At 72.1% G+C, this 24,532-nt stretch carries 21 protein-coding genes; 8 read left to right on the forward strand and 13 right to left on the reverse strand.

All coding sequences use genetic code 11. The annotated features are described in order from the left end of the window. Positions 1-40: 40 nt before the first annotated feature. Together H9640_RS16180 and H9640_RS16185 are read left to right on the forward strand one after the other, a co-directional pair. A complete protein-coding gene (locus tag H9640_RS16180) occupies positions 41-880 on the forward strand; it encodes a response regulator transcription factor (RefSeq protein WP_275581433.1) in 840 nt (279 codons plus the stop codon). Positions 881-883: 3 nt separating this feature from the next. Further along, positions 884-2,572, forward strand: a complete 1,689-nt coding sequence (locus H9640_RS16185) for a sensor histidine kinase (protein ID WP_191791809.1) — start codon at positions 884-886, stop codon at positions 2,570-2,572. Here H9640_RS16185 and H9640_RS16190 read toward each other — a convergent pair. From H9640_RS16190 to H9640_RS16205, 4 genes are all read right to left on the reverse strand, one after another. Further along, positions 2,569-3,708, reverse strand: a complete 1,140-nt coding sequence (locus H9640_RS16190; protein WP_191791810.1) for a Wadjet anti-phage system protein JetD domain-containing protein — start codon at positions 3,706-3,708, stop codon at positions 2,569-2,571. The two genes, H9640_RS16185 and H9640_RS16190, sit on opposite strands and share 4 nt — an antisense overlap. Before the next feature lie 118 nt (positions 3,709-3,826). Beyond that, complete coding sequence (locus H9640_RS16195) at positions 3,827-7,327, reverse strand: ATP-binding protein (protein WP_191791811.1); 3,501 nt, start codon at positions 7,325-7,327, stop codon at positions 3,827-3,829. Further along, positions 7,327-8,109 carry a DUF4194 domain-containing protein gene (locus H9640_RS16200; RefSeq protein WP_191791812.1) on the reverse strand — a complete coding sequence of 261 codons (783 nt, stop codon included), beginning with the start codon at positions 8,107-8,109 and terminating at the stop codon, positions 7,327-7,329. Before H9640_RS16200 ends, H9640_RS16195 begins: the two co-directional genes overlap by 1 nt. Next, positions 8,106-9,968, reverse strand: a complete 1,863-nt coding sequence (locus tag H9640_RS16205) for a DUF3375 domain-containing protein (RefSeq protein WP_191791813.1) — start codon at positions 9,966-9,968, stop codon at positions 8,106-8,108. Before H9640_RS16205 ends, H9640_RS16200 begins: the two co-directional genes overlap by 4 nt. A gap of 263 nt (positions 9,969-10,231) precedes the next feature. Here H9640_RS16205 and H9640_RS16210 point away from each other — a divergent pair, with 263 nt between their 5' ends. Then, on the forward strand, positions 10,232-10,954 hold the full coding sequence (locus tag H9640_RS16210; RefSeq protein ID WP_191791814.1) for a hypothetical protein: 723 nt from the start codon (positions 10,232-10,234) through the stop codon (positions 10,952-10,954). Positions 10,955-11,072: 118 nt separating this feature from the next. On the opposite strand, the gene H9640_RS16215 is transcribed toward H9640_RS16210, so the two are convergent. From H9640_RS16215 to H9640_RS16255, 9 genes are all read right to left on the reverse strand, one after another. Then, the gene (locus H9640_RS16215) at positions 11,073-11,579 is read right to left on the reverse strand and encodes an AAA family ATPase (protein ID WP_191791815.1); all 507 of its coding nucleotides are present in this window, start codon (positions 11,577-11,579) and stop codon (positions 11,073-11,075) included. A gap of 145 nt (positions 11,580-11,724) precedes the next feature. Beyond that, positions 11,725-12,390, reverse strand: coding sequence for a hypothetical protein (locus H9640_RS16220; RefSeq protein ID WP_191791816.1), 666 nt, complete (start codon positions 12,388-12,390; stop codon positions 11,725-11,727). 146 nt (positions 12,391-12,536) lie between these two features. Beyond that, positions 12,537-14,021, reverse strand: a complete 1,485-nt coding sequence (locus tag H9640_RS16225; protein WP_191791817.1) for a S1 family peptidase — start codon at positions 14,019-14,021, stop codon at positions 12,537-12,539. A 103-nt stretch (positions 14,022-14,124) separates the two neighbouring features. Continuing rightward, positions 14,125-15,078, reverse strand: coding sequence for a LysR family transcriptional regulator (locus H9640_RS16230; protein ID WP_191791818.1), 954 nt, complete (start codon positions 15,076-15,078; stop codon positions 14,125-14,127). A gap of 76 nt (positions 15,079-15,154) precedes the next feature. Further along, complete coding sequence (locus H9640_RS16235; protein WP_318243809.1) at positions 15,155-15,430, reverse strand: DUF2867 domain-containing protein; 276 nt, start codon at positions 15,428-15,430, stop codon at positions 15,155-15,157. 135 nt (positions 15,431-15,565) lie between these two features. Continuing rightward, complete coding sequence (locus tag H9640_RS16240; protein ID WP_191791820.1) at positions 15,566-15,982, reverse strand: VOC family protein; 417 nt, start codon at positions 15,980-15,982, stop codon at positions 15,566-15,568. 157 nt (positions 15,983-16,139) lie between these two features. Continuing rightward, positions 16,140-17,726: a DUF7059 domain-containing protein gene (locus H9640_RS16245; protein ID WP_191791821.1), complete on the reverse strand. Its 1,587-nt coding sequence runs from the start codon at positions 17,724-17,726 to the stop codon at positions 16,140-16,142. A 117-nt stretch (positions 17,727-17,843) separates the two neighbouring features. Then, positions 17,844-18,275, reverse strand: coding sequence for a hypothetical protein (locus H9640_RS16250; protein ID WP_191791822.1), 432 nt, complete (start codon positions 18,273-18,275; stop codon positions 17,844-17,846). Between the two features lie 73 nt (positions 18,276-18,348). Next, entirely contained in the window at positions 18,349-18,924 is a 576-nt protein-coding gene (locus H9640_RS16255) for a hypothetical protein (RefSeq protein ID WP_191791823.1), read from the reverse strand. A gap of 136 nt (positions 18,925-19,060) precedes the next feature. Between H9640_RS16255 and H9640_RS16260 the strand changes: the two genes are divergently transcribed. The 5 genes from H9640_RS16260 (at position 19,061) to H9640_RS16280 (ending at position 24,507) form a co-directional block, all read left to right on the forward strand. Further along, on the forward strand, positions 19,061-19,780 hold the full coding sequence (locus H9640_RS16260; RefSeq protein ID WP_191791824.1) for a TetR/AcrR family transcriptional regulator: 720 nt from the start codon (positions 19,061-19,063) through the stop codon (positions 19,778-19,780). A 245-nt stretch (positions 19,781-20,025) separates the two neighbouring features. Then, on the forward strand, positions 20,026-22,641 hold the full coding sequence (locus H9640_RS16265) for a glycosyl hydrolase family 18 protein (RefSeq protein ID WP_318243810.1): 2,616 nt from the start codon (positions 20,026-20,028) through the stop codon (positions 22,639-22,641). A gap of 110 nt (positions 22,642-22,751) precedes the next feature. Then, positions 22,752-23,336: an NUDIX domain-containing protein gene (locus H9640_RS16270; protein WP_191791825.1), complete on the forward strand. Its 585-nt coding sequence runs from the start codon at positions 22,752-22,754 to the stop codon at positions 23,334-23,336. A 32-nt stretch (positions 23,337-23,368) separates the two neighbouring features. Next, positions 23,369-23,953, forward strand: a complete 585-nt coding sequence (locus H9640_RS16275; protein ID WP_204807644.1) for a sugar O-acetyltransferase — start codon at positions 23,369-23,371, stop codon at positions 23,951-23,953. A gap of 5 nt (positions 23,954-23,958) precedes the next feature. Further along, positions 23,959-24,507 (forward strand): TetR/AcrR family transcriptional regulator, encoded by a 549-nt coding sequence (locus H9640_RS16280; RefSeq protein ID WP_318243811.1) that lies wholly within the window; start codon positions 23,959-23,961, stop codon positions 24,505-24,507. Positions 24,508-24,532 lie beyond the last annotated feature (25 nt).

The raw sequence follows: 24,532 nt of genomic DNA on the forward strand, positions 1-24,532 counted from the left end.
ACCACAGGCACGACCGAGACACCGCGCGCACCATGGACGCATGACCACGACCCCCGCGCCCACGGAACCCCTCGTCTCCCCGCGCGCCCCCGAACGCCTGACCCGGGCCGACGGCTCCCCGGTGCGCGTCCTCGTGGTCGACGACGAGCCCAACCTCGCCGAGCTCCTCACCTCGGCCCTGCGCTACGAGGGGTGGGACGTCTCGACCGCCCTCGACGGGCAGTCCGCGATCCGCACGGCCCGCGACGTCGGCCCCGACGTGATCGTGCTCGACGTCATGCTGCCCGACCTCGACGGCCTCACCGTGCTGCGCCGCATCCGCGCGGTCTCCCCCGACGTCCCCGTCCTGTTCCTCACGGCCCGCGACACCGTCGAGGACCGCGTCGCCGGGCTCACCGCAGGCGGCGACGACTACGTGACCAAGCCGTTCAGCCTCGAGGAGGTCGTGGCCCGGTTGCGCGGTCTCATGCGGCGTGGCGGTGCGACGGCCGCCCGCGAGGACTCGACCGTCGTGGTCGGCGACCTGGTCCTCGACGAGGACTCGCACGAGGTGTTCCGCGGCGGCGACCCCATCCACCTGTCCGCGACCGAGTTCGAGCTCCTGCGCTACCTCATGCGCAACGCGCGCCGCGTCATGTCCAAGCCGCAGATCCTCGACCGCGTGTGGAACTACGACTTCCGCGGGCAGGCCAACATCGTCGAGCTCTACATCTCCTACCTGCGTCGCAAGATCGACAAGGGCCGCGAGCCCATGATCCACACCCTGCGCGGGGTCGGCTACGTCATCAAGCCCGCCGAGGGAGCCACGGGCTCCCCGGGAGCGGCGACGGGCGGAGCCCGCCCGGCAGGCACCGTGCCCGACGGCGCCGCGAAGGCCTGACGCGTGACCTCGCCCCGGGCGTCGCTCACCGCCCGACCGCACACCCTGCGCCGACAGCTCGTCACGGTCCTCGTCGGGATCCTGCTCGTGCTCAGCGTCGCGCTCGCGGTGAGCTCGACGCTCGCACTGCGTCAGAGCCTGGTCGACCGCCTCGACGACGAGCTCGTGCAGGCGAGCCAGCGCGCCGAGCGCGGACCCTTCGACCGGCCGGGCGACGGTGCGCCCCCCGCCCAGGACCCCGGTGACGGGACCTCCCCGGGCGAGGCGCCGTCGTCGGGCACGGGGAACGGCGACCCCCTGCCGCCCGGGCAGGGCGCCGGGACCATCAACGTCGTGTACGCGGACGGCGAGGTGCAGTTCGCGGGGTACGTCGACGACCTGGGCGACCGGCGCGAGCTCGACGCCGCCCAGATCGCCGACCTCGAGTCCGTGCCCGCGGACGGCAGGCCGCACGACGTCGAGGTGACCGACCTCGGGACGTTCCGCGCGATCTCGACCACGACCGAGCACGGGGAGCCGTCCATCACGGCCATGAGCACCGCCTCGGTCAGCCAGACGGTCGAGGGCTACCTCCTGGTCGAGGTGATCCTGGCGGGCGTCGGGATCGCGATCGCGTCGGTGCTCGGCACGTGGCTCGTGCGCCGCTCGCTGCGCCCGCTCGACTCGCTCGCCGACGCCGCCGTGCACGTGTCCGAGCTGCCGCTCGACCGCGGCGAGGTCGGCGAGATCCCGCGCGTCGACGAGCAGTTCACGGACGAGCGCACCGAGGTCGGCCAGGTGGGGGCCGCGCTCAACCGCATGCTCGACCACGTCGAGGCGTCGCTCACCGCGCGCCACGAGTCCGAGACGCAGGTCCGCCAGTTCGTCGCCGACGCGAGCCACGAGCTGCGCACGCCCCTCGCGTCGATCCGCGGGTACTCGGAGCTCGTGCGCCGCTCCCCCGACGACGTGCCGCCGGACACCCTGCGCGCGCTCGACCGCATCGAGTCCGAGGCGCTGCGCATGGGCGACCTCGTCGAGGACCTGCTGCTGCTCGCCCGGCTCGACGCCGGCAGGCCGCTCGACCGGGAGCCCGTGGACCTCGCGGCGCTCGCGATCGACGCGGTCGCGGACGCGCACGCGGCCAGCCGCGACCACGTGTGGGAGCTGGACCTCCCCGTGGCCGAGGGTGACGGCCCGGTGCTCGACGGTGACGAGGCTGCCGCCGAGGGCGACGTGCTGTGGGCCGACGGCGACGACACGTTCGACCTCCCCGACGTCACGGTCGTGGGCGACGAGGCGCGCCTGCGCCAGGTCTTCGCGAACCTGCTGGGCAACGCCCGCGTCCACACCCCGCCGGGCACGCGCGTGGTCGTGGGCGTCCGGCCCGACGGCGACGACCACGTCGTCCTGTCCGTGACCGACGACGGCCCCGGCATCCCGGACTCGCTGCGCCCGTCCCTGTTCCAACGGTTCAGCCGAGGCGACTCGGCGCGCAACCGGGTCGGGGGCTCGACCGGGCTGGGCCTCGCGATCGCGCAGGCCGTCGTGCAGGCGCACGGCGGCGAGATCACGGTGCGCGACGCGGCGGCGACGGACCTCGCCCGGCCGAGCCCTACGGGCACGGGAGCCGACGACGCGGGCCGGGCTCCGTCGTCGGGCACGACGTTCGAGGTGCGGCTGCCGCGGGGCTTCAATGGTGCACGGACCTAGTGGACCGCCCCATGTTGCTCATCCGATAGGGCAACCCAGGCCCTAAGAGCACGATGCACAAACTCGGGTTCGAGGTGCTCCTGCTCTAGACGTAGGTGCGGGGCCCATTTGTCGTCAACTATCCGGCGGTATGCAGCTTGCTCACTGGTCGTGAGATGCTCCAGTTCGGAAGTAGCCGGACTATCCTCCCGCTTCCACCAATCACGGTGATGCTCGATCGTGGACCGGTCCATCATCAACGAGCGCACATTCGGCACTTCTTTCCGAAAATAGTCAAGGATGCGAAACCCATGAGTATCCACGTCCCCCCAGTAGGCCACCTCCACCCCCTTCAACCACGAAGCCGCTCGCAGTCCGGACAAGGCGTAGCCATTGCCGAGCATCGCGATCGAACCAGGCACGTGGCCTAACGAAAGAAATGTCACCTCGTTCTCCACGACAAGGACACGAGTGGCCGCAGGCGGGTGCTCGTCCAGCTCGGACGAGCGTACAATCATTTCCGTGAACGGTCCAAAATAGCCGGAGATCGATGGGTCGCTCTGATCCAGGATTCTCATCCGAGCATAGGTGTGCTTTCGCTTCAGAAGGTAGCGTAATTCGAATTCCTTCACACCGTACTCATCCCGAACTCGATCCGACGGGAGTGCCTGGTCGAGAAGCTTGGCAACCAGCGATCTGTTCTTCTCGAGGAACTTCGTGTCAACTCCGGGGGGATTAATCTGGCGCATGAAAACTTCGACCGAAGGATGATCCACGACCCAGCGCGCTACCCGCAGGGACGACACCCAGGAATTCGCGTGCCGGGCGATGAGAGACACGTTTAGACGGGCCCAATCCTGCACTTCGGGGAGAGTCTCGTTCGTAATCTCAAGAAGCCGTTCAATTTCACGGACCTCGCGCTCGCGCCCCAGGAATTGAAACAGTTCCGCAAACGTCTCCCATCGAACCCTGACAGGGAGAGATTGCGCCCCCACCACCTTGCTTGAAACAGTCTTCCAATCGACAACCACACAGGACGCTGACGACCATTGTGCGACCCACGCTTGAACCTCGCCGAACAACGGCCCGATTTCTGCCGCACTAGGCCGAGCGATCGGCATCTCTGGAACGAACCCGCCTCCATTGAAGTAGCGCACCAGAATTTCTCTGAATCTCGATGGAGCAGAGAGCGACCTCCGGATGCTCTCGGGAGTGGCCCATCGATCCGGCCATTCCGCCTGATCTTCGCGGGGGGACACAATCAGAGCATTCATGTCAGCCGGCAACGCTCTGGCCCGGCGAACCTGCATGGGCTGCCTTCTCAGTCTCGTAATCCTCGATCGTCAAGGTCCGCAGCCGCGAGTTGCGGCCCGTCGGGTTGTCGACGTAGCCCACGGACGAGATGTACGGCTCGATAACGCGAATCTTCTGCAGCGGCGTCACGATGAGAAGCTGCAGCCCGAGGCTCTTGAAGAGCTCGAGCGCGAACCGCGTCGACTCGTCCGACCCGCGGCCGAACGCCTCGTCGATCACGACGAACCGGAACGCCTTGGACCGCACCGCGCCCCAGTCGAGCTTGAACTGGTACGCGAGCGAGGCCGCGAGGATCGTGTAGGCGAGCTTCTCCTTCTGACCGCCGGACTTGCCGCCCGAGTCGGAGTAGTGCTCGTGCTCGACGTCGTCCTCGCGCGAGCGCTCCGACGCGGACAGCACAAACCAGCTCCGCACGTCGGTCACGCGACGCTTCCACGCCTCGTCCGCCTCGGCCTGGCCCTCGCGGCCACGGAAGCGCTCGACGATCGCCTTGACCCGCAGGAACCGCTCCTCCGAGTAGTACGCGACGGTCTCCTCGCCCGTGGCCTCGTCGCGACGCCCCTCGAGATCGAGCCCCAGGGCGCCGTCCGTGCACGCCCGCAGGTCCGCCCGGAACTCCCGCACCTCGGTGTTGGGCGTCGGCGCCATCTCGAGACGGATGTACCGGCCGGGGTTGTAGTCGATCGCGCGCAGCGAGTCGTTGATGATCTCGACGCGCTCGCGGATCAGGTCGGCCTGCTTGGACAGCTCGGCGTGGAAACCCGCGATGTCGCGGATCGTGTTGGTGTTGAGGTACGTCTTGAAGTCGACCTCGAAGCGCGGCAGGTCGTCGCGAGTCAGGCGCTCGTGCAGCGCACGGTACTCAGGTGCAGATTTCAGGTCATTGTCGAGCTCGGTCGACTCGACCGGATACGCCGTTCGGAACGCCCCCATCTGTGCCGCGATGCGCGTCCCGAGCTGGCCCTGGCGAACCTGTGCCTCCTCGACCTGGCTCGTGAGCCGCGTACGCAGCGCGCTCTCGACAGCTTCCGGCTCGATGTCGTCCGGCGTGCCGCCCTGGGCGGACGCCTGGTCGTCAGCTTCCGCGTCGAAAAGCCGGGCGAGCTCATCGACCAGGGCCGCGTCGAGCGGCCCCTGCTCGGCGAGCACGCGCACCGACCGCTCGCGCAGCGTGCGCGCGCTGTCGAGAGCATGCTTGTCGGCGCCGGCCGCGGAGAGCAGCGCGTCGCGCTCCGACGCGACGCCCGCGGCCCGGGTCGCAAGGTCGCGGAGCTGGTCGGCGATGCGGCTGAGCTCGGTCGACGCACCCTCGATGCGGCGCTTCTCCTCGTGGAGCTCGGCGATCGTGCGCACGGGCTCCTCCCAGTCGAGCTCGCGCCACTCGCGGAACACGTCGAGCCGGTTGAGCGCTCCCGAGCGCAAGATCACCGCGTTCTTCTCGCGCCCGACCTGGTCAAGAGACTCCTCCAGATTTTTGCGGCGTGAAGTAACCTCCTCGGCTGCCTCAAGAAGGGCGTCGATCTTGGCCTGGTTGCTCCAACCGAGAACGTAGTTCTTTCGATCGCGGACTGAGCGCCGGTCGTCCTTCTCGTGGTGGCTGGCCGAGTGCTTGACCTGCCCCTCGCGCGTCACGGCGCGCGGCACGCGCTGGAAGTCGGCGAGCGTGTCGGCGCACACATAGTCGGCGCGCCGTTCGAGCTCGTCGCTCAGCCAGGTCGCGAGGTCGCCGTCCTTGACCTCGAGCAGGTCTGCGAGGAGCGGCCCGTCGTCCCGGCTTGCCGGCATCCCGACGCTGCCGCGTCCCTTCCCTGATCGACGATCACCGGGCACGGGCACGGGCACACGGTGGTAGACGAGCTTTGACCGCAGGTTGTGCCCGTTGATCCACGCCGTGACGGCGTCATAGTGCTGGGCGGGCACGAGGAGCGAAAGTCCGAAGCCACGCAACGCCCGCTCTGCTGCCCCCTCCCACTCGGCATGCTCGGAACGCACGCCGATCAGTTCGCCTGCAAAGGGGAGATCAGCTTCCGTGAGCCCGGCTGCGGAGCACAAGCGCACGCGCAGGTCCAGGCTCGCGCTAGGTAGGTTTGACTCTCGTTCGGTGAGCGACCTCAGCTCGGCGTTGATCTCGCGGGCCTCGGCCTCGACCGCGCGCAGTTCGGCCGTGACCTCTCCCGCCCGGCCTTCGATCTCGCCCAGGGCGTCCTGCGCGTCCGACTGGAGGTCGGCAACGCGCTCGCGCAGGGCCGTGAACTCGTCGCGTGATGCCACAGTCTCCAGGCCTGCCGCAGCCAGATAGCGCGCGTACTCGTCGGCTTTGGCGCGACGCTCGGCGCGTTCCACCTCGCGACGGGCGACCTCGCCCTCGATCTGCGCGAGGCGATCGCCGCCGTGCCCGGCGCGCTCGACCTCGAGGCGTTGGCGCTCGGCGTCGAGCAGCGCGAGCTCCTCCTTGAGCCGGTCGAGGCCGTCCGCGCGGGCGGCGATCGACGTCTCGAGTTCGAGAATGCGCAGGTCGAGCGACTCGATCCGACGACTCGCCGTGAACCCGTGCAATGCCTCGCGCCTTATTGAGAGATCTTCCGATTGCGCGACCGCGGCGTCGTACGCGTCGGCGTCGGCGAGCAGGGGTGCGAGCTGGTCGATCTGCGCACGGGCCTTGACGACGGCGTCGTGCGCGCTCGTGAGGTCGTCGAAGTGCGCGACGAGCTTCTCGGTCCAGCGGGCCGCGTCGAACGGCTCGAGCATGTGCTCGCGCACGAACTCGTTGAGGTCGCCGACCGACTTCATCGACACCGTCTGGTGGAACAGCTCCATGGCCTGCTCGGACTCGATGCCGAGCAGGCGGCGGAAGTCGCGCCCGTACTCCGGGAAGTGGTCGCGGATCTGCGCGCCGGACTCGCGCAGGCGGCGGCGCAGGACGTTGATGTCCCCGTCGAAGCCCGCGAAGTCGTCGGCGATCGTCATGGGCGAGGTGCTCGTGACGTAGAAGCGCTCGGGCTGGCCCTGCGCGCCGTCCTTGAGCCAGAACACCTGGGCCAGCACGGCGCGCGAGTCGAAGCCGCGGTTGGCGAACTCGCCCAGGATGACCGAGTAGGTGTGTCCGCGGCGCAGGCCCACGTGCCGGGAGGCGCCGGTGACCTCGTTGCGCTCGGACTTGTAGTGCCCCGCGACGTAGGAGCGCAGCGTGCGCTCGCGCGTGTCGGCGCCCGCGGCCTTGTTGTAGCTGATGCGGTTCGCGGGGAGCAGCAGCGTCGTGATGGCGTCGACGATGGTCGACTTGCCCGAGCCGATGTCCCCCGTGAGCAGCGCGTTGCGCCCTTCGAGCTCGAAGCTCCACGCGTACTTGTCGAACGTGCCCCAGTTGAGGACCTCGAGGCGTTCGAGGCGGTAGCCCGACCGCTGGTCCAGGTCCGCCGCCGCGTCGTGCAGCTCGACCGCGCTGAACAGTGCCTCGGCCATCAGGCCTCCTCGTGGGTGGTGCCGGTGCCGGGCTCGGTGCCGAGCATGCGGTTGGCGTCGGATTCAGGCCCGTTCTCGACGTCAACCGCATGCTCGGCCTGCGACAACCGCATGGTCGGCGCACCCACGGGTGCTCCGCCGTCGGGCAGGAGCGCTCCCCCGTCGCGCGACGCGAGCTCGGCGGCGTACTCCGCGAGGCGCGCGTCGAAGTCCGCGAGCCACTGCCCGTCGACGAACGCCTTGAGGATGCGCCGCACCTCGTACGTGTCCGGGGTGTCGGGCACGGGGCGCAGGAAGCCGAGCTCGACCACGCGGCGCACGTTGGCCTCGACACGGTCGCGCGCGCGGGCCTCGTTGCTGGACCCGGGCAGGAAGACCTTGACGAGGTCCACGATCTCGTCGCGCGTCAGGACCAGGCGCGTGTCACCGCCCTCGGAGTCGAACTGCGCGAGGCGCTTGCGCAGCAGCGCGAGCAGCAGGCTCACGTCGAACGACAGCTCGCGGCGCGCGACGAGGCGCGGGATGAAGGTGCCGTCGTGCTCGTCCTCGGGCTGCGCGCGCAGGTACGCGTACCCCTCGGACTCGTCGATCACGATCTCCAGGCCCAGCGTCGCGACGAAGTCCCGCGCCTGCGCCTCGAGCGCGAGCAGGTCGCGCCACGTGCGCGTGCCGGCCTCGCGGTAGACGACGCCCTTCACGAGCGAGGTCACGACGAGCGAGAGCTCGGGGCTGGGCCCACCGGTCTGCCCGGGACGTTCGGTCCGGACGGGCTGCTGGCTCACGGGGTTCCCTCCTGGGGAGACGGCTGGTCGGACGGCGGGCTGGGCGGGGCGGACTGCTGGTCGGGTGCGTCGGGCGGCGCCTGTGCGAGCGAGCGGGCGACCGCGCCCGCGAGGTCCTTGGCCCCCGTCCGGGCGAACGTGACGCGCGGGACGCGGGCGACGCGCACGCGCGGCCCGGCGGGTCGCACGGGGAACCCGTCCTCGTCCACGGCCGGGACGGCCTCGGCGGTCGTGGCCTCGGTGGTCTCGCGCTCGCCGACGGGCGCCCCGCCGAGGCCGCCCGGCACTGGGTCGTCGACGACGTCGACGACCCACCGCACCTCGTCGATGTGCGCAGGGTCGTGCACGACGGCGAAGCGCGGGTCGTCGAGCGACAGGTACGTCACGAGCTCCGCGAGCCCCTGCTCGAGCGGGTTCTCCTCGACGAGCTGCGCGAGCGAGACCTGGCCCCGGCGTCGCAGCGCGTCACGGACGGTGCGGCTCAGGCGCTCGGGGTCGACGTGGACCTGGGTGAACAGGGCCGACGCGTCGAAGTCCGCGACGCCCGCGGTCACGCCCTCGCTCGCGAGCGGCTCCTGGTGCTGGGGCCGGTAGAGGGGGCGTTCGGTCGGCAGGTGCACGTCGACCGAGGTCGCGTCCATGGTCGTCGCGAGCGGCCCGGTCTCGTCCGCGCCGAGCCGCAGGCGGTCCGGTGTGTCGCGCAGCGCGAGGGCGCGCGACTCGATGCTGCGCAGCACGTCGATGACGCGCCGGTTCTCGAGCCACACCTGGTCGTCGAGGAAGCGGCGGAGCTGCTCGGACAGGACGCGCACGGTCGACTGCGTGCGCTCGCCCGCGTCGAGCCAGTCGTAGTGGATGCGGCGCAGGCGGCGTCCGGCCGCCCGACCCGTGACGCCGGGAGCGGCCTCGCCGTCGTCCCCGACCTGCTCCTCGAGCGCGGGCAGCGCCTGGACCTTCTCGACGAGCTCGGCGAACTCCTCCTGCCGCTGGCGGTCCAGGAGGAAGTCGTAGAACGCGTGGAAGCTGCGCCCCTGGTCCGAGTCCGCGATCGCGGACCTGCTCCCGACGACGGCGTCCAGCAGGTCGCCCTTGGCGCCGTCCCAGCCCGTGATGCGCTCGCGCATCTCGCGGTCGAGGGTCCGGAAGTTCGCCTCGACCTCGCGGAAGTCCGCGAGCAGGTCCGCGGCCGTGCCCGTGAGCTGCTGGTACCGGTCGCGCTGGGCCGCGGCGTCGAGCAGCGAGAGCTGGCCCGCACGCACGCGCTCGATCTCCTCGTCGATCCGTGCCCGCCGCGCCTCGAGCTCGCGCAGGCGCGCGTCGGCGTCGGACTCGGTGCCGACCGTGAGCTGGCGCAGCAGCTCGAAGACCGTGTTGAGGCGCGACTCCGTACCCACGAAGCTCCGCTCGCGCAGCGCGGAGACCCACGAGACGGCCTTCTCGACGGCCGGGGTCGCGTCGTAGTGCGCCTCCTCCGAGCCCGTCGGGTAGAACTTGCGCAGCCAGCCCTGCTCGGGCGCGGACCAGTGGTCGAGGTACGCCTTGGGCGAGCGCGGGTACCTGCGCGCCCCGGCCGCGGCCTGCCCTTCGGCGTTCGCCCCCTCCTGCCCGACGACGTCGCTCCCCGTCGCGGGCTCGTCACCCTCGGTCACGGGCCGGGGCGGCACGCGGGCAGGGACCGGCCCGTCGATCGCGTACAGCGCGTCGTCCAGGAGGGAGACCAGCTCGGCCTCACCGATCGAACGGACGTTCTGCTCGACGAAGACCGTGCCGAGGAAGCTCAGCGCGAGCGGCGCGTTGTCCGAGCGCAGGAGGCGCCAGGCGGGGGTGCGCCGCAGGGCGTCGATGTCGTCGTGCTGCACTCAGGCCCTCTCGCGCGTGTCCGGTGTCGGTGTCGACCGGGGGCTGGGTCGTACGCCGGTCGGGGCGGTCGCCGCAGGGGATCGAACGATCAGCCGCACCGAGCATCCTAGGCGCCGGTTCTCACGATCCATGGATCGGCGCGGTCACCCGACCCCCCTGCTGCCACCGACCAGGTCCCTCCGTCGAACGATGTACGCGCGGCGAGCGAAGATCGGCGAGGTGGGCGACGCCGTCGGGCCGGCACCCGACCAGCATGGACACCATGTCGAGCCTCCTGGAGAACCCGCTGGTCCTGCTGATCCTCGCGTGCGAGGTCGGCTTCTGGGTCGTGCTCGGCGCGGGACTGATCTCACGGTACGTGCTGCACCGTCGGCGGCTCAGCACGGTCCTGCTGCTCAGCGTGCCCCTCATCGACCTGCTGCTCGTGACCGTGTCGATCGCGGACGTCGCCGGCGGGTCGCCGCCCGAGGCCGTGCACGGTCTCGCGGCCGTGTACCTGGGGTTCACGGTCGCGTTCGGGCACTCGATCGTCTCGTGGGCCGACGTCCGCGCCGCGCACTGGTTCGGTGACGGGCCCGCGCCCGTCAAGCCCCCCAAGGACGGCCTGGCGGGGCTCGTGCACGAGATGCGCGAGCTCGGCAAGGCGCTGATCGCCGCCGTGATCGCGCTCGGAGTCATCAGCACCCTGTCGGTCGTCGCGGGCGACGGCCTGCTCCCGCCCGCGCAGTGGCCCGACGACCCGCTGTGGACCTGGGCGCTGCGGGTCGCGATCGTGCTCGGGGCGTGGGTCGTGTTCGGTCCCATGTGGGTGCTGCTCGGGCTCGGGAGCGACGCGAAGGACGCGGGTGCCGGGCGGGGCGAGGTGCCGGACCCCGTGGACCTCGCCGGGCCGGTGGCCCCGGACGGGCCGGGGGAATCGGACCGCCCCGAGGATTCGCGGACCCCGGCGGACCGGATGGGTGGCTACCGGTCGGACGGGGCGTAAGGACGGAGAGGCTGGCCGAGCATGCGGTTGGCGCCTGCCGACCATGCGGTTGGCGTCCCGTCCCGGCCGGATTCCGACGCCAACCGCATGGTCGGCAGCGAGGCTGGGCGGGCGGGGCTCAGCCGTCCAGCCAGTCCTTGGCCGCCGCGAGGAGCTCCGCGTCGTCGAGCGAGGCGTCGAGCCGCAGGCGCGGGTCGGTCCAGCCCGCGAGCGCCCTGGCCCGCTCGGCGAGCGAGTCCCACCCGGGCTCCGGGAGCGACGGGTACCGCGTGCCCCGGGTCACGAGGCGCTCGCGGTGCAGCTCCTCGTCCGCGAGGTAGACCTCGACGAACCAGAGCCGGGTGGCCGCCCGCGCCGCGAGGTCGACCCACTGCTGCCGGGCCGCGGGGTGGTCGTTGACCGCGTCGACGATCACGGCGTGGCCCAGGAGCAGGTTCTCCTCGGCAGCAGCCTCGACGGCGAGGTACGCGCCCAGGCCCGTGACGTCGTCGTGCACCGCACCCGCACGCAGGAAAGCGTCCTCGACGGGGTCGGCGCTGAGCATCACCGCCCCCAGGTCGCGCGCGAGGAGGCGCGCGAGTCGACTCTTGCCGGTTCCGGGCAGTCCCGCCATGGCGATCAGCACGATCGTGAGACTAGGCCCTCGCCGACCGCGAGGCTCGCTGGACGTGCCGTCGGCGTCCGTCCAAGGTGCCGAGAACGAGGGCGAGGCCGCCACCGGACCGGTAGCGACCTCAACCCCGTTCTCGACCGAGGGGGCTACGGCGTCGTCAGTGTTCCGCCGCGACGTAGGTCAGGCCGGCCCGGCCCACGACAAGATGTGCCCGGTCCCGAGGAGCGGCGGGAGCGAGCCAGTCCGGCTCGAACGGGCCGTCGTCGTCACCCGCAACCTCGAACCCAATCACCGCGCGACGGAACGGGACGGTCCGGTGCACCGAACGACCGAGTCCGGCCAGCCATTCGTCGAGGGGGCGGCGCCAGGTGAGGGACTCGGCCCCCGAGCGGTCGTCGAACGGGAACCCGTCGACCTCGACGCCCGCAGCACCGAGCCCGGCGAGCGGAAGGTAGAGGACCAACCAGTTCAGGTTCGCAGTGTCAGCACCAGCATGGGTAGCACGCGTGCCGTCGTCGGACGCCCCCTGGAGCAGCAGCAGCCCGCATGCCACCTCCTCGCCCTCGGGAAGTCGCACCACGCCTCGGACGTGCGCTCCTCGGACCAGGGCCTCCCCGGCCTTCCGGAGGGCCCGCTCCTCCGTCGCCACGCGGGCCGGGTCGGTGCCATCGACGACCGTGGGGCACGTCAGACCGGTGGCGTCGACCAGAGCGGCGACCCACGCCGCGACCCGCTCCTCGTCGCTGGGCCCCACCTGCAGGGCGAGCTCGTAGAACCCGCCCGCCCAGTGCCGGTGGCTCATCGGATCGTTGCGTCGAGACATGGGACAACGATGCAGGGTACGAGGACCTGTGTCCACGGACCGCGCTGACCGACCACGCCGTCGCCCCCTCGCCGACCGTGCCGAGAACGAGGGCGAGGCCGCCACCGGACCGGTAGCGACCTCAACCCCGTTCTCGACCGAGGGGGCTACGGCGTCGTCGCTCCCAGCGTGTACGCGCCCGAGCCCGCGTACGCGTGGACCACGTACCGGTAGTACCCGGCGGTCCCGGTGTACGTGATCGCCTCAGCCGCACCGGACGACGTCGACTGTGCGACGTTCGCCCACGCGGACCCGTTCCACTTCTGCAGGTACAGGTCGAGGTCCGTGCCCGCCGGGCCGCTCAGGCACACCCGGTGCGTCCCGTTGCCTGCCGTGACGTACGAACCGTTCGGCTGCGCGACCGAGGTCCCGGCCGAGACGCTGCCCTGGTAGGTCCGGGCATAGCCCGGGCACCCGGCCGGCGGCGGCTCGGTGCCCCCACCGCCCGAGGTCACGAGCGTGAGCCCGTACGCCCCGAGCGCCTCGTTGACGGGCTGGAAGTACGTCGTCCCGCCCGACGAGCAGTTGCCCGACCCGCCCGAGGTCACCCCCTGCGCCTGGTTGCCCGCGAGGAGCGAGCCGCCCGAGTCGCCGGGCTCGGCGCACACGTTCGTGCGGATGAGCCCCGAGACGGTTCCCTGCGGGTAGGTCACCGAGCTGTTGTAGGCCGCGATGGTCCCGCAGTGCCAGCCCGTCGTGGAGCCGGACCGGCAGACGGAGGCCCCTACGGGCGCGGCCGTCGAGCCCGCGACCGCGACGCGTCCACCGCTGTAGTTGTTGACGGCCCCGACCGGGGTGTTCCCCGCGTCGACCTGCACCCAGGCGTAGTCGTTGCCGGGGAAGCTCGACCCGCGGAACGTGCCGCCCGGCCCCGAGGTGCGGGTGCCCACCGTCCCGCAGTGCCCTGCGGTGACGAAGCCGCCGTTCACCGCGAAGCCCACCGAGCAGCGGCCACCTGAGCCCATGGTGTACGCGTTGCCGCCCACCACGTCGATCAGCGGACGGGGATCCTCGGTCGTGGTCACGTAGGTGATGGCGTCTGCGGGCACGCCTGCGTCCGCGGCCGCCTGTTCGGCGAGGGCGCGGCCGTCGTCGTGCACGTTGACGACGACCTGGTTGGTCGTGACGTCGACGTACCAGCTCGGGACCGCGGCCGGGTCGGTGAGCTCGCCGTCGAGCGCCGCCTTCCACGTGTCGAGCTCGGCGAGCGTGTGGTCGACGACCACGGGCGTCGCGCCGGCCGCACGGACCTCCTGGGTCTCGGTACCGTCGGCGACGCCCACGTACAGGGTGTTCTTCGCGGGGTCGACCCAGGCGCCCGCGTAGGCGTCCAGGCTCTCGGCGAGAGAGTCCTCGGTGCTCGCCGCGTCGGACTGGAACGCCAGACGCTTCGTCGCGTCCTTGGCGCTCAGCCCCAGGTCGCGCTGGAGGGCGCGCAGCACCTCGGGCGCGACCTTCGGGGAGGTCTGGGGAGAAACGGTCGGGGTGTCGGGGGTGGGCGGCGCCGCGTTCGCGGTGAGCGCCGCAGGTCCGGCCACGAGTGCCGTCGCGGCGCACGCCGTGGCGAGCGTCTTCCAGAGTGATCGTGCCATCTCGATGTCCCTTCGTCGGGTCCCGGGATCGCCGGGTGAACGAGGCCCACGCTAGGGAGCGGGACGCGGGCGGCACAGATGCCAGCCGGGTCATACCGGGGCGTTATGTACGGGTCTCCCCGTAGGTGTCGAGCCAGCACAGGTAGCGCGGGCTGCGGCTCACGGCGTCGTGGTGGGACCGGACGGCGGCGTCGACCAGCACCTCGACGGGCAGGTGCGCCGAACCGCTGCGCCAGCCCACGTAGTGCGCCCACCGCAGCGGGGCGCCGTCGAGCGGGACGACCTGCGTACCCGGGGTGTCGGGGAACGTCGGCTGGACGAGGGCGACCGCGTGGCCGGCCTGGACCAGGTCGATCACGGTCGGCCGGTCGGCCTCGCTCAGGCCCGACGGCGTGAAGCCCGCCCGCGCGCACGCCTGCGCGAAGCAGCGCTCGAAGCAGCCGTCCCCGGGCCCGCTGAGCCACACCTCGTCGGCGAGCTCGCCCAGCGGGACCGACGAGCGGTCGGCGTGCGGGTGCGCGTCCGGCAGCAGGACGAACACGGGGTCGACGTCGACGCGCCACCACGCGACGCCGCCCGTCGTGGGCGGGATCGCGTCCGAGCACAGGCCGACGAGCGCGACGTCGAGCGTGCCCACCGCGACCTGCTGCGCGGTGTCGTCCACGGACCAGCTCGTGGCGGTCGTGACCCGGACGTCGGGCAGGGCCGTGACGAGGCGGTGCACGAACCGGCCCGCGAGCGCGCTCGCCACGGTCCCGACCCGCAGCGTCCCCGGGCCGTCCTCGTCACGGTTGACGTGCTGCTGGACGTCGTCGAGGAGCGAGGTCATGGCGGGCAGCACCATGCGGGCACGACCCAGGACGAGCTCACCGAGGGCCGTGGGGTGGGCGCCGCGCTGGTCGCGCGTGAAGACCTGCCCGCCGAGCGCACGGTCGATGCGGTTGAGCTGCGCGGTCAGCGCGGGCTGCGCGATCCCGAGGGCCGCCGCGGCCCGTGTCACGCTCCCGTGGTCCGCGACGGCGACGATCAGCCGCAGGTGACGGAGCTCGAGGTCCATGCGCCTGAAACTAGCGCGGCGGGTGACGATCCGCGCCTCGTCGGGCGGAGGGCCGGCCACGGCACCTGGGCCGGGGTCAGCCCAGGCGTCGGGCCGCCCGGCGCAGCATCGCGGCCAGCACGGGACCGTGGGCCAGCCGCACCGGGACGAAGTAGGCGCGCCCCTTCCAGCCGTGCAGACGCACGACGGTCGTGACGCGCACGAGGCGAGCGGCGCCGTCGACCCCTACCGCGCAGCGGAAGTCGAGGTGCGCGGCGCGCACCCACAGGGGCGTCGAGCGGACGTCGAAGATCGCGCGCACCCACGCGGCGGGGTCGGTCGTGGCGCCGTCCTCGGGCGGGACTGACGGCACGCTCCGCAGGGGCCCCGCGGGCGGCTCCGCGCTGCCGAGCATGCGGCTGGCGTCCGTCGAACATGCGGTTGGCGTCGAAGACCCGCCGCTTCACGACGACAACCGCATGCTCGGCACCGGGCGGGAGCGGGCGGCTCAGCCGCCCTGGGCCGCGACCTCGGCGTCGCTGCGCAGGATGCAGAACTCGTTGCCCTCGGGGTCCGCGAGCGTGACCCACCCGGAGCCGTCGGGTCGCCGGTGGTCGGCGAGCCTGGTCGCCCCCAGGCCGACGAGCCGTTCGACCTCCTGCTCGCGCGTCCCGTCGGTGGGCCGCAGGTCCAGGTGGAGCCGGTTCTTGATCTCCTTGCCCTCCGGGACCTCGATGAACAGCAGGCGTCCGCGGGACTCGGCCGGGGCGCGGGTGCCGGCGGGCGGGAAGATCATGCACTCCTCGTGGCCGGGCAGGTTCGGGTCGTCAGGGTCCTCGACGTAGCCGAGGACCCCGCACCACCAGACCGACTGCGCGTAGGCGTCGCGGGCGTCGAACGTCGTGTGCTGGATGCGAGAGGTCATGGGCTCAACCTAGGGAGGCGCGGCGCGCGCCGCACGGCCTTTCCGGTCGCTGCAGCCGACCAGGAGGTTCCGTGCGGCCGAGCACGAGGTTGAGGCCGTCATCGCCGGGAGAACGACCTCAACCCCGTGCTCGGCACCCTAGAGGCAACCCCGAGCGTCACGTGAGCAGGAAGCCGTCCCTCACCAGGCCACGGACCGCCGGGAGGAGCTCGCCCGCCAGGTCGCCTGTCGGGACCTCGAACAGCGACGCGATCGCCCCGATCAGCTGCCCGACGGTGAGCTCGCCGTCGCTCGCCCCCACGAGCGCCGCGAGCCCGGTCGACGCCTGGATCCCCCGGCCCAGGCCGTCGCCCTGCCGCACGATCACGACGTTCGGGTCCTCGGCGCCGGGCGTCAGGTAGCGCTCCTCGGTCACGTCGGGAGCCACCGTGAGACGCGAGGACGCGAGCGCGGCGTCGTCACGGGCTGCGAGCCAGTCGTGGGCCGCGAGCGAGGCGGCCAGGTGCCCGCCGAGCGGCTGACGCACCGACCCCGTGTGCTCCTCGAGGCGGCGCAGGCTCACGCCGTGCCCCTCGGCGGGCTTGCGGAGCGTGACGATCCCGAAGCCCACGGCCTCGACGTCGCGCGTCGCGAAGTCGTCGAGCCACGCCTCGTACGACGCCGCCCACGCCCCGGGCTCACGCTCGGGGGTCGTGCCGCCGTCGCGGATCCACGTCTCGGCGTACTCGGCCGGGTCCAGCACCTCGCGCTGGATGACCCAGCCGTCGAGCCCGGCCTCTTCCAGCCAGGCACCCACTCGCTCGGTCCAGGGCTCGCCGCGCCGGTGCTCCCAGTTGCCGAGCATCTGCGCGACGCCGCCCGGCGCCAGCACGTCCCCGACGCCTCGGACCAGGTCCCGCACCAGGTCGTCGCCCGCGCGCCCACCGTCGCGGTACTCGTACTCAGGAAGGGCGCTGGTCGCTCCCGAGGTCCCGCGCGGCGTGATGACGAACGGCGGGTTGGAGACCACGAGGTCGAACTGCTCGCCCGCGACCGGGTCGAGCATCGAACCCTCCCGCAGGTCGAGGCGCACCCCGTCGAGGGCGGCGTTGAACTCGGCGAACCGCAGCGCACGCCGGGAGATGTCGGTCCCGACGACCGACTGCGCGTGCCGCGAGGCGTGCAGGGCCTGGATGCCGCAGCCGGTCCCGAGGTCGAGCACCCGGCCCACCGGGGTACGCATCGTGACCTGCGCGAGCGTGATCGAGGCGCCGCCCGCGCCCAGCACGTGGTCGCCCGCGAGGCGTCGCCCGGTCGCGAGCTCGCCCAGGTCGGAGGCCAGCCACCACGTGACCGGACCGGCCGCGTCGGCCGCGGCGTAGGGGCGCAGGTCCACCAGGGCGCGGACGCCGTCGTCGGGCCCGTTGCCCGCCGCGGCCACGAGCCCGAGGCGAGCGGCGCCGTCTGCCCCGACGCCCGGCAGGGCGGCGTCGAGGTCCGCGCGGCGGACCTCGAGGCCCAGCAGGAACAGCGCGGCGAGCACCGCACGAGGGTCCTTGCGGCCCGACGACGACGCACCCGTCGCGTCGTCGAGCGCGGCCCGGGCGACACGCAGGGCGGGCACGGCCTGCTCGCGGTGCAGGGCCGCCGCCGCGAGCGGACCGAGGAAGTCCTCGACCCCGTCGACCGTGTAGGAGGCGGCCGCGAGGTCGTCGCGCAGCAGCGGCAGGAGGCGTGGGTCGATCGTGGGTTCACCGAGGGACATGCCCCTATCCTCCCCCGAGCGGCCCGCGGGGCACCCTGCCCCCGGCACCCGGCGCCCACGACGAGGGGCCGGCCTCGCAGCGCGCGCTGCGTGACCGGCCCCTCCGGGACTCTCGGGTCAGGCCTTGCAGTTCTCCGCGGAGAACGTCTCGAGGTTCTCCATCGCGGCCGTCACCTTGTCGCTCTCGATGTCCTCGCCGACCGCGGTCGCCTTGTCGAGGAAGGCCGGGTCGGTCGGGTCGAGGCCGTCGAGCTCGGTGAACGTCGCACCGGCCCCGGACATGGCCTCGGTCAGGACGGTCCAGTCGGCGGCGACCTCGTCGGGGGCCGTGATCTTCTTCATCTCGGCGGCGAGGGTCGTGAACGCGTCACCCGTGCTCGCGAGGTCCGACGGGTCGACGTCGGCCATGGTGGCGTCGAGGTCCTCGCCCGCCTTGCAGAACGCGGCGACATCGGCGCCACCGCCGCTGCAGGCTGCGAGCGAGAGGGTCAGGAGGACAGCGGTCGCGAGGCCGCTGACGGTCGTGGTCGAGCTCTTTCGGTTGGTCACGGACCCCATCCTGGAGCATTGCTGAGAGCAACGTCGCCAGAATTCGCCCCGAGGGGACTTCTCCCCATCCGGTTCACCCGGTGCAGGTGGTGTCCAGGTAGGCCGTCACGCGGGCCGACGCCGCCGTCATCGCATCGGTGTCGAGGTCCTTGCCCGCGTCGTCGAGCGCCTTGACGATCTCCTTCGGGGAGTCTCCGTCGGCCTTCGCGAGCGCCTTGGCCGCGGTCGAGACGTAGGACGTCACGGTCTTCCAGTCGGCCGCGACGTCCGCCGGGGGCTCCACGCTCGTGAGCGCGACCCGGGCGTTCTCGAAGCCGGTCACCAGGGTGCGCGGGTGGTCCACGCTCATCGACACCTGCGCGGTGTTGGCCGCGGCCCATGCCGTCTCGGTCGCGGCACAGAACGACGTGTCGACGGCCGGTGCCGCCTCGCCGCCCTCTGCCGCGGCGGCCGCCCCGGCGTCCGCGTCCGCCGCGGAGGCGGCGTCGGTCGCGGCGTCGACAGCAGCGCTGTCGGGCGTGCTCTCGCTCGCGGCCGCCTTCGGCGACGAGGCGGACGACGCGGCGTCGTCGCCTCCCGAGCAGGCCCCCAGGGCGAGCAGCGCGACGACGGCGAGCGCCGTCGTCGGGCGCAGGAACGAGGTCTTCATCCCTCCATGATGCGGGCTGGTGACCCTGCGCAGAAAATCCGCCACCGACGACCGTTCCCGCCCTGCTCCGCGACCGTCACCGGTCCTCCACGGCGTTCGTCGCCCCCTTGGTCCGTTTCCTCCCTAGGATGACCGCGTGAGCGCGACGCAGCGAGAGATGGTCGACCCCTCCCACGACACCGGGCCGGAGGTCGAGCCCCTCCTCGCACGCCCTGACACTCCCCTCACCGGCCCGCCGGATCTCGCTGCGGGCGCCCGCCGCCGGAGCACCGACGCCCGCGTCCCCGTCCAGGCCCGCAGCAGCGACCGCCAGCGCGTCATGGTCGAGGCCGCCGCGCGCCTCCTGCTCGCCGAGGGGTTCCCCGCAGTGACCCACCGACGGGTCGCCCGGGCGGCGGGCGTGCCGCAGGGCTCCGCCTCGTACTACTTCCCGTCGAGCTCCTCGCTCGTCACAGCCGCCGTCGAGGCCGCCGAGGAGCTGCGCGGCACGGCCGCGACCGAGAAGGCCGCAGGCCTGGCGCGACGCGACCGCTCGACCGCGAGCACGGCTCGGCTGCTCATCGAGACGTTCTACGCACCCTCGGTCGACGACCAGGTCGTCGACGTCCGGCTCGACCCCGTGCTCACCGCGATGCGCGACCCCGCGCTGCGCCCCATCCTGCGCGCGTCCCGCCCCCGGCTGCTCGCGGCCCTGCGGACCGTGCTCGAGGCGAGCGGGTACGACCACGTCACCGATGTCGACCTCCTGGGGCACTTCATCGACGCAGCACTCCTGTCCGCGGCGGCCGACGGGACCGAGGACGTCCTCGACAAGGCGACGGGGACGACGGCCCGGCTGCTCGAGCACTGGCGCTGACGCGAGCGACCCACCCGGCAGCCGGGGTGTCAGGACGAGCGTGACCTCGAGGCCACGCTCGTCCTGACGCGACGCCTGAGAGCCACATCGGAGGGCTGCGGGAACCACGTACGTAGCGAACTGTGCGGGCGCCCCTGATGTGGGCGCCGCGACGCGCGGCCTAGCGTGACGGCACACGATGCCGCGGCAACGGTGCCGCAGCCGTGCTGGGGAGGCGGTCGATCATGCAACGAAGCAGACGGTCCGTGAGGCGGTGGCTCGCAGGAGTCGCCGCGACGGCAGTGGTGGCAGTCCCGCTCGTCGCGCAGGTACCCGTGGCGTCCGCGGCCGAGGCGTGCGCGCCCGCGTGGTCGGCGTCGTCGGCGTACACGGGCGGGAGCGTCGCGTCGTACAGCGGGTCCAACTACAAGGCGTCCTGGTGGACCCAGGGCGAGACGCCCGGCACGCAGCAGTGGGGCGCGTGGAAGGTCGTCGGGCCCTGCGGGACGGACCCGACCGGCACGACCGGTGGGACGACGGGCGGCGACCCGACGGGCACGACCGGGGGGACCACGGGCACGACCGGTGGGACGACGGGCACGACCGGCACGACCGGAGGCGACCCGACCGGCGCCGACCCCGGCACCCCCATCTCCACGAACCCGCAGGAGAAGTGCCGCCCCGACGGGCTCGCCGTCAACAAGACCGTCGACGTGCCCTACTGCGACGTGTACGACGAGGCCGGGCGCGAGAAGCTGCCCAACGGTCTCGACCGCCGCGTGATCGGGTACTTCACGTCGTGGCGGACCGGCAAGGAGGGGACGCCGTCGTACCTGGCGAGCGACATCCCGTGGACCAAGCTGTCGCACATCAACTACGCGTTCGCGCACGTCGGACCGGACTCGAAGATCTCGGTGAACGCCGAGTCGGCGACGAGCGAGGCGACGGGCCTGACGTTCACGGGCGCCGAGAACGCGCTCGACCCGACCGTTCCCTACAAAGGCCACTTCAACCAGCTCACCAAGTTCAAGAAGCAGCACCCGGGAGTGCGCACGCTCGTGTCGGTCGGCGGCTGGGCCGAGACCGGCGGCTACTTCGGGGCCGACGGGAACCGCGTCGCCTCCGGTGGCTTCTACACCCTCGACACGCAGGCCGAGTACGACGCGTTCGCGGCGTCCGCGGTCGCGATGGTGCGGACCTACGGGTTCGACGGGATCGACATCGACTACGAGTACCCGACCTCGAACGTCAAGGCCGGGAACCCGGACGACTTCCAGATCGCCGACGCGCGGCGCGGCCAGCTCTGGAAGAACTACGAGCAGCTCATGAAGACCACGCGCGAGGCCCTCGACAAGGCCGCGGCGCAGGACGGCGAGTACTACATGCTGACCATCGCGGCACCCGCGTCCGGGTGGCTGCTGCGCGGCATGGAGGTCTTCCAGATCATGCCGTACCTCGACTACGTCAACGTGATGTCCTACGACCTGCACGGGACGTGGAACGACTTCGTGGGCGGCAACGGCGCCCTGTACGACGACGGCAAGGACGGTGAGCTCGCGGCCGCCGGCGTGTACGGGGCGTACGACGGGATCGGGTACCTCAACGCCGACTGGGCCGCGCACTACTTCCGAGGCGCCGTGCAGGCCGGGCGTATCAACATCGGCGTCCCGTTCTACACGCGCGGCTGGACCAACGTCCAGGGTGGGACCAACGGACTGTGGGGCAAGGCGGCGCTGCCCGACCAGACCAAGTGCCCGCCGGGCACCGGGCCCTCGCTGGGCGGCACGTCCAAGTGCGGCAACGGCGCGGGCGGGATCGACAACGTCTGGTACGACGTCGACAAGGCCGGGGCGAAGATCCCCGCGGGCGGCAACCCGATCTGGCACATGCTGAACCTGCAGAACGGGAAGGTCGGCTCGTACGCGGCGGCCTACGGCGCGCCGACCGGTCCGCTGACCGGGACCTACCAGCACAACTTCGACCCGGTCACCAAGACCGAGTGGTGGTGGAACGCGCAGACGAAGTCGTTCATCTCGGGCGACTCCGACCAGGCGATCCAGGCCAAGGCGGACTACGTGGTCGCGGGCGGCTACGGCGGCCTGATGATCTGGGAGCTGGCCGGAGACTACGGCCTGGACGCGGCGAGCGGCGAGTACGGCATGGGAGACAGCCTCGTGACGCGCATGCACTCGACGTTCTCCACCGCGGCGCCATACGGCGCGGCCAAGTCCAAGACGGCGACGCCGGCGCAGGCGATCGACCTCGGGGTGTCGTTCTCGGAGTTCGCGCTCGGGGACAACAACTACCCGATCAACCCCCGGGTGACGTTCTCCAACCGGTCGACGGTCGCGATCCCGGCGGGGTCGACCATCTCGTTCGACTTCGCGACGACCACCTCGGCCACGATCGGCGAGCAGAACGGCTGGGGCATCACGACGGTCGCGGGGCACTCGGGCAACAACGTGGGCGGGCTCAAGGGGGACCTGCACTCGGCGACGCTCAAGGTGCCCTCGGGAGGCATCCCGGCGGGCGGCTCGGCGTACACCAAGCTGTCGTGGCGGCTGCCCATGGCGCAGATCTCGAACGTCCGCGTGACGATCGGGACGAACACCTACGCCACGACCTACGACCACCCGCGCGGTGTGAAGGTCGTGAACCCGGTGGTCTCCGGCGGGACGACGGGCGGCACTCCCGGGGGTACCACGGGCGGGAACACGGGCGGTGCCGGCTGCTCGGCAGCGCCGTGGGCGGCCGGGACGGCGTACAACGGCGGCGCGCAGGTCACGCACGCGGGCCACAGGTGGTCGGCCCGGTACTGGACGCAGGGCAACGCGCCCGTGGCCAGCGACTGGGGCCCGTGGAAGGACGAGGGGGCGTGCTGACCCCCTGAGGCCGGTGCCGAGGTAGAGGGACCGCGCCGGGGTGGAGGGTTGGAGCCCTCTGCCTCGGCGGCGGCCCTCTACCTCGCGCACGTCGGTCGTAGGCTTCCCGGGTGACCTCCGCCGAAGACCTTGCCGCCACCGCCCTCGACTCGATCCGGTCCTGGGGGCCGCTGAGCCCCGCGCAGTCCGCGCTGCGCGAGGAGTACGTGGCGTTCGTCGAGGAGGGCCGGGGGGACGTGATCTTCCGCGGTGGCGCCGAGCACCTGACGGGGAGCTGCTTCGTGCTGACCCCGGACCTGCTGCACGTGCTGCTGTGCTTCCACCGCAAGGGCCAGTTCTGGGTCCAGGTCGGCGGTCACGTCGAGCCGGGCGACGAGAGCCTGGCGGCAGCGGCTTTCCGCGAGGCCCGCGAGGAGAGTGGCATCGTCGGGCTGGAGCCCTTCGAGCCCGGCGGCGCGCCCGTGGACCTGCACCGGCACGCGCTGTCCTCCCGCTTCGGCACGTGCCTGGTCCACTGGGACGTGGGCTATGTGGCGTTCGCGGACCTCGAGGCGCTGCCCGTCGTGAGCGACGAGAGCGAGGCCGTCGCGTGGTTCCGGGTGGACCGGCTCCCGCCCGACACGCCCGAGGACTTCCCCGTGCGGCTCCGGACGGTCCTCGAGGAGATGACGCACCGCCGTCGGGCCTCGGACTGACGGTGCCCACGGTCATGTGTACGCTTGTACACATGACTTTCCCGGACCCCTCCGACCAGCGCACCATGCGCGAGCGCATGCTCGCGGGCGACCTCTACCTCGCCGACGACCCGCAGATCGCGGCCGACTCCGAGCGTGCCATGTCGCTCAGCCACCGCTTCAACACCCTGGACCCCCACGACGGCACGGCTCGCCGCGAGGTGCTGACCGAGCTGCTCGGCGCGTTCGGCGAGGGCAGCGACATCCGCCCCCCGTTCCGCTGCGACCTCGGCTACCGGACCACGGTCGGCGCGCGCGTCTTCGTGAACTTCAACCTCGTGTGCCTCGACGTCGCGCCCGTGACCATCGGTGACGACGTGCTGATCGGCCCCAACGTCCAGCTCCTGACGCCCACGCACCCCGTCGAGCCCGGCCCGCGCCGGGACAAGTGGGAGGCCGCGCAGCCCATCACGATCGGCGACAACGTGTGGCTCGGCGGCGGTGTGACAGTGTGCCCGGGCGTGACGATCGGCGAGAACACGGTCGTGGGCGCAGGGTCCGTCGTCACGCGCGACCTGCCCGCGAACGTCGTGGCCGTGGGCAACCCGGCCCGCGTGCTGCGCCACATCGACGAGTGACCGCGGTGCGCCGCGTCGACCCCGACCGCAAGGACCGGATCGTCGACGCGGCCCTCGACGTCATCGCCGAGCACGGCGTCGCGGGCGCGACTCACCGGGTGATCGCCGCCGCGGCCGACGTGCCGCTCGGGTCCATGACGTACCACTTCGAGAACCTCGACGACGTGCTGCGGCTCGCGTTCGAGCGGCACGCGGCCCAGGCCGCGGCGCGCTTCGAGGCGGCGATGGACGCGGTCCCCGAGGGCGGCGACCCGGTCGAGGCTCTCGTCGCGCTGGTCTGCGACGAGTCGGGCAGCTACCAGCGGGACCTGCTGGTCGCGCTCGAGCTCTACGTGCTCGCGGCGCGCAAGCCCGCCTTCCGCACGGTCACGCAGCGGTGGATGGCCGCGAGCCAGGCCGCGCTGCGGCGGCACGTGGACGCGGACGTCGTGCCCGACCTCGACGCCCTCATCGAGGGGCTCGTGCTGCACTCCGTGCTGTCGACCGGGCCCGACGGGCGGCCACCGCTCGACCCCGAGCGCGTACGCCGCGCGGTGCGACGCCAGGTGGGCTGAGCACCTGCTCGTGCTGCCGAGCGGT

Origin of the sequence: Oerskovia gallyi, from assembly GCF_014836745.1 — a bacterium.
GTDB lineage: Bacteria > Actinomycetota > Actinomycetes > Actinomycetales > Cellulomonadaceae > Oerskovia > Oerskovia paurometabola.